This window comes from Roseivivax sp. CAU 1761 (assembly GCF_054482755.1).
Genome location: NZ_JBTLRM010000018.1, coordinates 46,004 through 55,420, shown reverse-complemented (window position 1 = coordinate 55,420; position 9,417 = coordinate 46,004). Strand labels below are relative to the sequence as shown.

Here is a 9,417-nt window from a genome sequence, read left to right as displayed (position 1 = left end):
CCCCCCCCCCCCCCCCCCCCCCCTCCCCCCCCCCCCCCCCCCCCCCCCCCCCCCCCCCCCCCCCCCCCCCCCCCCCCCCCCCCCGCCGCCGAGCGGCGCAGCTTCTTCATCTGTCGGGCCTCGGGCGACCTGCGGTCGCCCTTCCCGGTCTCGGTGCTCATGTCGTGGAAGCTCCCCCGGGCGTGCCGGCGATCTGGTATTCGTCGCGGGCGGGCTGGAAGCCCACGCCGCCGCGTGCAGCCCCCCATCTGCGCGTCAGCGCCAGAAGATGCAAGGCCGCCGCCGCGGCGCCGCCGCCCTTGTTCTGGCCCGCCGCCTCGGCCCGCACCCGGGCCTGCTCGTAGGTCTCCACGGTCAGGATGCCGTTGCCGATGCAGAGTCCCTGCAGGCCGAGCAGCGTCAGCCCGCGCGAGCTGTCATTGCACACGGTCTCGTAATGCGTGGTCTCGCCGCGGATCACGCAGCCCAGCGCCACATAGGCGTCGAAATTCGACATCCGCCCGGCGATGCCGATGGCGGTTGGCACTTCCAGCGCGCCCGGCACCTCGACGGTCTCGTGGCTGGCGCCCGCGGCCTCGATCTCGGCGCGGGCGCCGGCCAGCAATTCGTCGGCGATGTCGCGGTAATAGGGCGCCACCACGATCAGCACCTTGGCGGGGCGGTCGAGCGCGGCGCGCGGCAGGGTGTAATGGGCTTCCGACGAGGCCATCAGGCATGCTCCGTGATCTTGCGGGTGCCGACGATCTCGAGCCCGTAGGCGTCGAGCCCCACCACCCTGGGGATCGGCGAATTGGTCAGCAGGACGAGCTTCGACAGCCCCAGCGAGGACAGGATCTGCGCCCCCAGCCCGTATTGCCGCAGGGTGCGCGGGCTCGCCGCGTCGGGGTGGTCGAGCTTCATCGCGGTGTCGCGCAGCAGCACCACCACGCCGCGGCCCTCGGCATCGACCTCGCGCATGGCGTCGCGGAACTCGTCGGCGCGGCCGCGCGGCCCGGTCCCCACCACGTCGAGCATCGGGTCCATCGCGTGCATCCGCACCAGCACCGGGTCGGGCCCGGCGATGTCGCCCTTGATCAGCACCACGTGCTCGTCGCCATGGGTGGTGTCGGAATAAATCCGCATCGTCCACTCGCCGCCGAATTCCGAGGTCACCACCTCCTCCTTCTGCACCCGGACGAGGTTGTCGTGGCGCCGGCGGTAGGCGATCAGGTCGGAGATGGTGCCGATCTTCAGGCCGTGGCGCTGCGCGAAGGCCACCAGCTCGGGCAGCCGCGCCATGGTGCCGTCCTCGTTCATGATCTCGCAGATCACCCCGGCGGCGTTGAGGCCGGCGAGACGCGCGATGTCGACCGCCGCCTCGGTATGGCCGGCGCGCACCAGCACGCCGCCATCCTTGGCCCGGAGCGGGAAGACATGGCCCGGCGTGGCGATGTCGCCGGGCCCCTTGGAGGCGTCGATGGCGACCTGCACGGTGCGCGCCCGGTCGGCCGCCGAGATCCCCGTGGTCACCCCCTCGCGGGCCTCGATGGAGACCGTGAAGGCGGTCTCGTGGCGCGACGAGTTGTTCGACGACATCAGCTGCAGGCCGAGCTCGGCGATGCGCTCGGAGGTCATCGACAGGCAGATCAGGCCGCGGCCATGGGTGGCCATGAAGTTGATCGCGTCCGGCGTCGCCCATTGCGCCGGGATCACCAGGTCGCCCTCGTTCTCGCGGTCCTCGTGGTCGACGAGGATGAACATGTGGCCGTTGCGGGCATCCTCGAGGATCTCCTCGACCGAGGAGATCGCGTCGCTCCAGTCCTGCTCGACCTGTCCGGGGCTCTCGTATTGGGTCATGGCGCATCCGTCTGTCTGGTTGCCGGCGGGATAATCGCTCGGCGCCGCAAAGGCCAGCACGACGTTGCCGCAACGGCGCCGCCGCGCCCCGCGGCGCGCCGCGCGCTTTGAGCCCCGGCGGGCCCCCGTGCTAGCCTCCGGGGCGGCAAGTGCCCGGCCCGGCAGGGAGAGACCCGCATGATCGAGACCCAGACCACCCCGATACCCCCGATAACCCCGGCCGCCATCGCCGAGGACCTGCCCTTCGCGGTCAACCTGCGGCGGGTGAACCTGACCGTGGGCGCCATCGCGGTGGCGCTGCCGGTGGCGCTCTGGGCGCTGGGCCGGCTCACCGGCACCTGCGCGGCGGCGGGCGGACTCGATTCGCTCAGCCACCATTATTACAGCCGGCTCGGCTCAGAGGTCTTCGTCGGCGCGCTCTGGATCATCGGCGCGCTGCTCGCGATCTTCTACACCGCGCGGGCCCCGGCCGGCAGCGCCGAGGCCGGCCGCATGGTGCGGATCGACGGCTACATGAGCCATACCGGCACCGACATCCGGCTCGCCAAGGTCGCGGGGCTCGCCGCCTTCGCCATCGCGATCTTTCCCACCGCCGGCACCGGCTGCCCGGAGACCGGCGACATGATGCGCGCCTTCGCCGAGACGCCGGCGGGCTTTCTCGACCCCGACCGCGATCCGGGCCTGGCGGTGGAGACGCGGCTGTTCTTCGATTTCGGCGCGGCCTTCGCGCTCGCGCCGGGCGGCTTCGCGCATCTGGTGGCCGCCATCCACCACCTCGCCGCGGGGGTGATGTTCCTGATCCTCGGCCATTTCGCCTGGACCGTCTTCACCCGGGTACAGTCGCCCGACGCGCTCGCCGAGGACGGGCAGGCGCCCACGGACCCGGCGGGCGTGCGGCCCCGGGCGGTCCGGCTCACCCGGCGCAAGCGGCTGCGCAACGCCGTTTACCGAGTCTCTGGCGCGGTGATTTTCGCGGCGGTGCTGGCGCTGGCGCTGAAGGCGCTGCTGCCCGAGGATCTGCGCGCCGGCTGGGACCGCCGCAACCTCACCTTCTGGGCCGAGACCGCGGCGCTCTGGGCCTTCGGCGCAAGCTGGCTGGTCAAGGGCCGCTTCGTCTCCTGGCTGACCGACCCGCCGGGCCCGGACCGGCGCATCCGCGCGGCGCCGAAGGCCTGAGCGGCCCGCGCTCAGACCGGCAGCGCGGTGGTGCGGCAGACGGTGCGCAGCGCGAAGGAGGATTGCATCTGCGTGACATGCGGCAGCCGGGTCAGGTATTGCCGGTGGATGCGGGCGAAATCCTCGGTGTCCTCGGCCACCAGCTTCAGCAGGTAATCCGCCGAGCCCGCCATCAGGTGGCATTCCAGCACGTCCGGCACGCGCCGCACCGCGGTCTCGAAGGCATCGAGGATCTCGTCGGATTGCGCCGCCAGGGTGATCTCCACGAAGACCGTGGCGGGCAGGCCCAGCCGGCGCGGGTCGAGCAGCGCCACGTAATCCGAGATCAGGCCCGAGCGCTCCAGACGCGCCACCCGGCGGTGGCAGGACGAGGCCGAGAGATTGGCCTCCTCGGCCAGCTCGGCGTTGGAGATGCGGCCGCGGCGTTGCAGCACGCGGAGGATGCGGCGGTCGGTCTCGTCGAGTTCGGCGATGGGCGCTTTCTGTCGCAGTTCGGCCAAAGTGTCGAAGATCCTTTCGATAAATGCGCCCCGGGCGCCGCAGATCGCGTCTGACATTGCACCCGCGACGCGCCATCTTCAAGCCAAGGAGAGAGAGGAGACCGCCATGAAGATCGGATGCCCGACCGAGATCAAGCCGCAGGAATTCCGCGTCGGCGTCACCCCGAGCGCCGCCGGCGAGGCGGTGGCGCAGGGCCACGAGGTGCTGATCCAGTCCGGGGCCGGCCACGGCGCGGGCTTCGAGGATGAAGATTACGAGGCCCAGGGCGCGCGCATCCTGGGCAGCGCCGCGGAGATCTTCGCCGAGGCCGAGATGGTGGTGAAGGTGAAGGAGCCGCAGGCCGGCGAGCGGGCGATGCTGCGCGAGGGCCAGATCCTCTTCACCTACCTGCACCTCGCCCCCGATCCGGACCAGACCCGCGACCTGATGACCTCGGGCGCGACCTGCATCGCCTACGAGACGGTGACCGACGAGCGCGGCGGCCTGCCGCTCCTGGCGCCGATGTCCGAGGTCGCCGGCAAGCTGGCGCCGCAGATGGGCGCCTGGACGCTGCAGAAGGCCAATGGCGGGCGCGGCGTGCTGATGGGCGGGGTGCCCGGCGTGCGCCCGGCGCGGGTGCTGGTGATCGGCGGCGGCGTGGTCGGCACCCAGGCGGCGCGGGTGGCCGCCGGGATGGGCGCCGACGTCACCGTGCTCGACCGCTCGCTGCCGCGGCTGCGCTATCTCGACGACGCCTTCCGCGGCGAGTTCAAGACGCTCTATTCCAGCGCCGCCGCCACCGCCGAGCTGGTGGCCGATGCCGACATGGTGATCGGCGCGGTGCTGATCCCCGGCGCCGCCGCGCCCAAGCTGGTGAGCCGCGCGCAGCTCTCCGAGATGAAGCCCGGCGCGGTGCTGGTCGACGTCGCCATCGACCAGGGCGGCTGCTTCGAGACCTCGAAGCCCACCACCCACCAGGACCCGGTCTACGAGGTCGACGGCATCATGCATTACTGCGTCGCCAATATGCCCGGCGCGGTGCCGCGCACCTCGACCCTGGCGCTCGGCAACGCCACCATGCCGCACATGCTGGCGCTGGCGGCGAAGGGCTGGCGCCAAGCCTGCCACGACGACCCCAACCTCTTGGCCGGGCTCAACGTCCATGCCGGCAAGCTGACCAATTACGCGGTCGGCCGGGCGCTCGGCATCGACGTGACCTCGCCGGGGCTGGCGCTCAAGGGGTGACTTGACGGCGGCGCCCGGGCGCGGCATCGCCCCGGCCATGACGCTTCTGGTGCTCGACAACCTGTTCAGCGACCGCGGCTCGAAATACGCGGTCGCCGGCGGCCCGGCGGCCGACCGCGCCGCCGCCGAGGCGCTGGTCAAGGACCTCAAGCGCCGCAAGAAGTTCGCCAAGGCCACGCATAACAGCTGGGCCGCGCTGCTGCCCGAGGGCCCGGTCAAGGCCGATGACGGCGAGGCCGGCGCCGGCGCGGTGATCCTGCGCATGCTGGAGCGCGAGGGGCTGGAGAACCACGTCGTGGTGGTCACCCGCTGGTTCGGCGGCAAGCATCTCGGCGGCGACCGCTTCCGCCACGTCCAGAGCGCGGTGCGGGCCTATCTCGACGCGCTGCCCGGCCGGAACGGCTGAGGCGGCGCCCCGGCGCGCCCCGCGCATCTTGACGCCACCCCCGGCGCGGCACAGCTTGAGCGCCATGTTCCCGATCCGCGATCACAACCCCTCCGGACGACGGCCCGTCGTCACCTACGCGCTGATCGCGGCCAACATCTTCGTGTTCCTGAACTACTGGTCGCTGTTCGACAACGACATGGCGCTCAACCGGTTCTTCTGGGACTGGGCGCTGATCCCGGCGCGGCTTTCGGTGGGCGAGGGCTATGGCGGGCTTCTCACCTCGATGTTCCTGCATGGCGGCCTGCTGCACCTCGCCGGCAACATGCTGTTCCTGTTCATCTTCGGCGACAATGTCGAGGACGAGATGGGCCATCTGGGCTACCTCGCCTTCTACCTCGCCTCGGGGCTGGCGGCGGCGGCGGCGCAGGTCGTCGCGGCGCCGCTCAGCCCGGTGCCGATGGTCGGCGCCTCGGGGGCGATCGCCGGGGTGATGGGGGCCTATCTGCTGATGTTTCCCAAGGCGCGGGTCGACATCCTCGTGATCCTCGTGGTGATCTTCAAGGTGATCACCCTGCCGGCCTGGATCCTGCTGGTGCTGTGGCTGGCGCTGCAGACCTTCGGCGGCATCGGCAGCCCCGCCGATTCCGGCGGCGTCGCCTATTGGGCGCATGTCGGCGGCTTCGCGGCGGGCATCGTCTTCGCCCTGCCGCTCTGGCTGCGCCGCGGCGGTCCGAAGGCCTGGGCGCGGCGCCACGGCCGCCCGCCGCATCCGCCCGCGCCGCGCAGCCTGACCGAGATTCCCCGCATCCCGAGGAGACGCCGATGAGCGAGACCCGACACGCCACCTGCCATTGCGGCGCCGTGGAACTGCGCGTGACCCTGCCCGAGGGCCTGGCCAGCGCCAGCCGCTGCGACTGCTCCTATTGTCGGCGCCGCGGCGCTGCCGCGGTGATGGCGCCGAAGGAGGGTGTGGAGATCCTGCGGGGCGCCGAGAACCTGACGCTCTACCAGTGGAACACCCGCGTGGCGAAGCATTACTTCTGCGCCACCTGCGGCATCTACATGTACCACAACCGCCGCTCCGATCCCTCGGCCTGCGGCGTGAATCTGGGGGCGCTGGAGGGCGTCAATCCGCGCGATCTGGAGCCGATCCGCTGGACCGACGGGGTCAACCACCCGTCCGACCGCTGAGCCGCACCCGGCGCGGATCGCCCGGCGCGGACAGGCCGCGCTCACTCGGCGCGGATGGCCCGCGCGAAGGCGTCGTAGATCTGGCCGTTGGCGCAGAGGATGGAGCCGCTCTCGAGCGGCGTCTGCGCCTCGCGCACGGCGCCCACCAGGGCCCCGGCCTCGAGCGCGATCAGGCTGCCCGCGGCGAGGTCCCAGATCTGCAGCTCGCGCTCCCAATAGCCGTCGTAGCGGCCCGCCGCGACCCAGGCGAGGTCGAGCGAGGCGGCGCCCCAGCGGCGGATGCCGGCGCATTGCGGCATCAGCCGCGCGAAGTCCTTGAGCGTGGCGGGCAGCGTCCGCTTGGCGCCGAACGGCACCCCGGTGGCGAACAGCGCCTCGTGCATGCGGCTGCGGCCCGAGACGCGCAGGCGCTTGGAATCGTTGAGCCAGGCGCCCGAGCCCTTCTCGGCGTAGAACATCTCGTCCTTGGCCGGGTCGTAGACCACGGCCGAGACGATCTGGCCCTTGTGCTCGAGCGCGATGGAGATCGCCCAGTGCGGCATGCCGTGCAGGAAGTTGGTGGTCCCGTCGAGCGGGTCGACGATCCAGCGCCGGGTCGGGTCGGTGCCCTCGGCCTCGCCGCCTTCCTCGGCCAGCCAGCCGTAATTCGGCCGCGCCGTCATCAGCTCTTCCTTGAGGATCTTCTCGGAGGCGAGGTCGGCCCGGCTGACGAAGTCGCCCGCCCCCTTGGCGGAGACCTGCAGGTTCTCGACCTCGCGGAAGTCCTTCACGAGCGAGCGCCCGGCCTTCCGGGCGGCCTTCATCATGATGTTGAGATTGGCGCTGCCCTGCATTCCGCCGGCCCCTCTGTGACGTCAGGGCGGGCGTATATCCGGCCCGGACCTCGAAGCCAAGGGGCCGGGGCCGGCGCCGCAACGGAAAAGGGGCGGCCCCGCGGGGCCGCCCGTCCGTGCCGCGTTCAGACAGGATCAGAAGCGGTAGTTCAGCGAGACGTTGGCGGTGGTCGCCTCGGCTTCGAGGCCACCGTCGAAATCGTCGAACTTGTGGTAGACGACCTCGGTGCCGGCGGTCACGTCCTCGGTGAGGAAGACCTCGTAGCCGATGCCGGCGAAGTAGCCGCCCGAATCGCCGACGCTCAGCGCGCCGTCCTCGGTGAACGCCTTGGCGTAGCCGGCGGTGCCGTAGACCATGTTGCGGTTCAGGTCGAGACCGACGCGGGGACCGACGCGCAGCACGCTCTCGACCTCTGCGGCGCCGTCGAGATCGATGTTGGCGCGGTCGTATTGCAGACCGCCGCCGACGATGACGTTGCCGAGGTCGCGGTCATAATAGGCGCGCAGGCCGTAGGTGCCGCCTTCGCCGTCGGCTTCCGGGTTCTCGGTGTCGACCCAGGCCTTGCCGCCCTGGATACCCAGCGACAGCCCGTCGAAGCTGTAGAGCGGCTCGACCGGCGCGGTCAGCGCCGGGGCCGGCTGTGCGACGACGGGTTCGGCGGGGGTCACTTCGAGGCCGCCGGCATAGGCCACCGGGGCTGCGGTGGCGACGAGGGCGGTACCGAGGACGAGAATGCGTTTCATGTTCCGTATCTCCATATTCTGTCGTTCGAAGGCGTGGCCTCCGTGACTGCAGGGGAAATGGGCGAGACGGGGCCCGCGTTCCAGCCCCGGCCGTTCACGTAAGCGTGGCGGCCTCGGCGCCACGAAGGCGATAATTTTCAGTCTCTTGGGGGAACCGGCGGAGGATCGCGCATGGTCCGGTGCGCGGCCTCACGCGGTTGCAACGAAAGCGCCCAAATTGGGTTCCGAACGGGCCGGATCGCGAGCCGTCGGTAACGGTAGGGCGGAGCCCCGCCCCGGACAGCAAACACCCCCGGCCCTGGGGGCCGGGGGTGACGTGTCGTCAGCCCGGGGCGGCGGGCGCCAAAGGCGGCGCGGCTCAGCCCTTCATGGCGTCCCAGAAGCCCTTCACGCTCTTGAAGAAGCTCTTGGATTCGGGGTTGTTGTCCTCGGACAGCGCCTCGAATTCGCGCAGCAGCTCCTTCTGGCGGCCGGTCAGGTTGACCGGCGTCTCGACGGCGAGCTCGATGAACATGTCGCCCTGGCCGCCGCCGCGCAGCGCCGGCATGCCCTTGCCGCGCAGGCGCATCTGCCGGCCCGATTGCGAGCCGGCGGGGATCTTCACCCGGCTGCGGCCGCCATCGATGGTCGGCACCTCGATGTCGCCGCCAAGCGCCGCGGCAATCATCGAGACCGGCACGCGGCAATGCAGGTTGACGCTGTCGCGCTGGAAGATGTCGTGCGGCGCCACCTCCACGAAGATGTAGAGATCGCCCGGCGGTCCGCCGCGCAGCCCGGCCTCGCCCTCGCCGGCGAGCCGGATGCGGGTGCCGGTCTCCACCCCGGCGGGGATGTTGACGTTGAGCGCGCGCTCCTTCTGCACGCGGCCGTTGCCGCCGCATTTCGAGCACGGGTTCTTGATGATCTGGCCCAGCCCCGAACAGGTCGGGCAGGTCCGCTCCACGGTGAAGAAGCCCTGCGTCGCGCGCACCTTGCCCATGCCCGAACAGGTCGGGCAGGTGGTGGGCTCGGCGCCGCCCTCGGAGCCCGAGCCCGAGCAGGAGCCGCATTGCACCGAGGTCGGCACGTTGAGGGTCTTCTGCATGCCCTCGTAGGCTTCCTCGAGCGTCACCCGGAGATTGTAGCGCAGGTCGGAGCCGCGCGCGGCCCGCGACCGGCCGCCGCGGCCGCCGCCCATGAAGTCGCCGAACAGGTCGTCGAACACGTCGGAGAAGGCCGAGGCGAAATCGCCCTGGGCACCGAAGCCGGGGCCGCCGCGGCCGCCGCGGGCAGCCCCGCCGCCCATGCCGCCGTCGAAGGCGGCGTGGCCGAAGCGGTCATAGGCCGCCTTTTTCTCGGCGTCCTTGAGCACCTCGTAGGCCTCGTTGGCCTCCTTGAACTTGCCCTCGGCCTCGGGGTTGTCGGCATTGCGGTCCGGGTGCAGTTCCTTCGCCTTGCGGCGGTACGCCTTCTTGATCTCGTCCGCCGAGGCCCCCTTCGCGACGCCGAGAACATCGTAATAGTCACGCTTGGACATTCATGCCC

11 protein-coding genes are annotated in these 9,417 nt (G+C 71.1%); 5 read left to right on the top strand and 6 right to left on the bottom strand.

The features are described from left to right. Positions 1–157 precede the first annotated feature (157 nt). Together ACXYMW_RS12315 and ribB are read right to left on the bottom strand one after the other, a co-directional pair. Positions 158–709, bottom strand: a complete 552-nt coding sequence (locus ACXYMW_RS12315) for a 6,7-dimethyl-8-ribityllumazine synthase (protein ID WP_459035625.1) — start codon at positions 707–709, stop codon at positions 158–160. Beyond that, a complete protein-coding gene (gene ribB / locus ACXYMW_RS12310) occupies positions 709–1,836 on the bottom strand; it encodes a 3,4-dihydroxy-2-butanone-4-phosphate synthase (RefSeq protein WP_459035624.1) in 1,128 nt (375 codons plus the stop codon). The genes ACXYMW_RS12315 and ribB overlap by 1 nt, the downstream gene beginning before the upstream one ends. Before the next feature lie 177 nt (positions 1,837–2,013). On the opposite strand from ribB, the gene ACXYMW_RS12305 reads away from it, so the two are divergent. Further along, entirely contained in the window at positions 2,014–3,012 is a 999-nt protein-coding gene (locus tag ACXYMW_RS12305) for a hypothetical protein (protein ID WP_459035623.1), read from the top strand. 11 nt (positions 3,013–3,023) lie between these two features. On the opposite strand, the gene ACXYMW_RS12300 is transcribed toward ACXYMW_RS12305, so the two are convergent. After that, entirely contained in the window at positions 3,024–3,512 is a 489-nt protein-coding gene (locus tag ACXYMW_RS12300; RefSeq protein WP_459035622.1) for an Lrp/AsnC family transcriptional regulator, read from the bottom strand. A gap of 106 nt (positions 3,513–3,618) precedes the next feature. On the opposite strand from ACXYMW_RS12300, the gene ald reads away from it, so the two are divergent. From ald to ACXYMW_RS12280, 4 genes are all read left to right on the top strand, one after another. Then, a complete protein-coding gene (gene ald, locus ACXYMW_RS12295) occupies positions 3,619–4,737 on the top strand; it encodes an alanine dehydrogenase (protein ID WP_459035621.1) in 1,119 nt (372 codons plus the stop codon). A 37-nt stretch (positions 4,738–4,774) separates the two neighbouring features. Continuing rightward, a complete protein-coding gene (locus tag ACXYMW_RS12290; RefSeq protein WP_459035620.1) occupies positions 4,775–5,143 on the top strand; it encodes a YigZ family protein in 369 nt (122 codons plus the stop codon). A 64-nt stretch (positions 5,144–5,207) separates the two neighbouring features. Beyond that, on the top strand, positions 5,208–5,951 hold the full coding sequence (locus ACXYMW_RS12285) for a rhomboid family intramembrane serine protease (RefSeq protein WP_459035619.1): 744 nt from the start codon (positions 5,208–5,210) through the stop codon (positions 5,949–5,951). Further along, positions 5,948–6,316, top strand: coding sequence for a GFA family protein (locus ACXYMW_RS12280; RefSeq protein ID WP_459035618.1), 369 nt, complete (start codon positions 5,948–5,950; stop codon positions 6,314–6,316). Before ACXYMW_RS12285 ends, ACXYMW_RS12280 begins: the two co-directional genes overlap by 4 nt. A 41-nt stretch (positions 6,317–6,357) precedes the next feature. Here the strand turns inward: ACXYMW_RS12280 and ACXYMW_RS12275 are convergent, their stop codons facing one another. The 3 genes from ACXYMW_RS12275 to dnaJ form a co-directional block, all read right to left on the bottom strand. Further along, positions 6,358–7,149: an inositol monophosphatase family protein gene (locus ACXYMW_RS12275; protein ID WP_459035617.1), complete on the bottom strand. Its 792-nt coding sequence runs from the start codon at positions 7,147–7,149 to the stop codon at positions 6,358–6,360. A 135-nt stretch (positions 7,150–7,284) separates the two neighbouring features. Continuing rightward, positions 7,285–7,893: an outer membrane protein gene (locus tag ACXYMW_RS12270; RefSeq protein ID WP_459035616.1), complete on the bottom strand. Its 609-nt coding sequence runs from the start codon at positions 7,891–7,893 to the stop codon at positions 7,285–7,287. A gap of 358 nt (positions 7,894–8,251) precedes the next feature. Then, positions 8,252–9,409: a molecular chaperone DnaJ gene (gene dnaJ / locus ACXYMW_RS12265; RefSeq protein ID WP_459035615.1), complete on the bottom strand. Its 1,158-nt coding sequence runs from the start codon at positions 9,407–9,409 to the stop codon at positions 8,252–8,254. Between the last annotated feature and the right edge of the window lie 8 nt (positions 9,410–9,417).

Bases quoted from the DNA above. Each gene is read 5' to 3' on its own strand.
- ACXYMW_RS12315 (WP_459035625.1), bottom strand. From the start codon at position 709: ATGGCCTCGTCGGAAGCCCATTACACCCTGCCGCGCGCCGCGCTCGAC.
- ribB (WP_459035624.1), bottom strand. From the start codon at position 1,836: ATGACCCAATACGAGAGCCCCGGACAGGTCGAGCAGGACTGGAGCGAC.
- ACXYMW_RS12305 (WP_459035623.1), top strand. From the start codon at position 2,014: ATGATCGAGACCCAGACCACCCCGATACCCCCGATAACCCCGGCCGCC.
- ald (WP_459035621.1), top strand. From the start codon at position 3,619: ATGAAGATCGGATGCCCGACCGAGATCAAGCCGCAGGAATTCCGCGTC.
- ACXYMW_RS12290 (WP_459035620.1), top strand. From the start codon at position 4,775: ATGACGCTTCTGGTGCTCGACAACCTGTTCAGCGACCGCGGCTCGAAA.
- ACXYMW_RS12285 (WP_459035619.1), top strand. From the start codon at position 5,208: ATGTTCCCGATCCGCGATCACAACCCCTCCGGACGACGGCCCGTCGTC.
- ACXYMW_RS12280 (WP_459035618.1), top strand. From the start codon at position 5,948: ATGAGCGAGACCCGACACGCCACCTGCCATTGCGGCGCCGTGGAACTG.
- ACXYMW_RS12275 (WP_459035617.1), bottom strand. From the start codon at position 7,149: ATGCAGGGCAGCGCCAATCTCAACATCATGATGAAGGCCGCCCGGAAG.
- ACXYMW_RS12270 (WP_459035616.1), bottom strand. From the start codon at position 7,893: ATGAAACGCATTCTCGTCCTCGGTACCGCCCTCGTCGCCACCGCAGCC.
- dnaJ (WP_459035615.1), bottom strand. From the start codon at position 9,409: ATGTCCAAGCGTGACTATTACGATGTTCTCGGCGTCGCGAAGGGGGCC.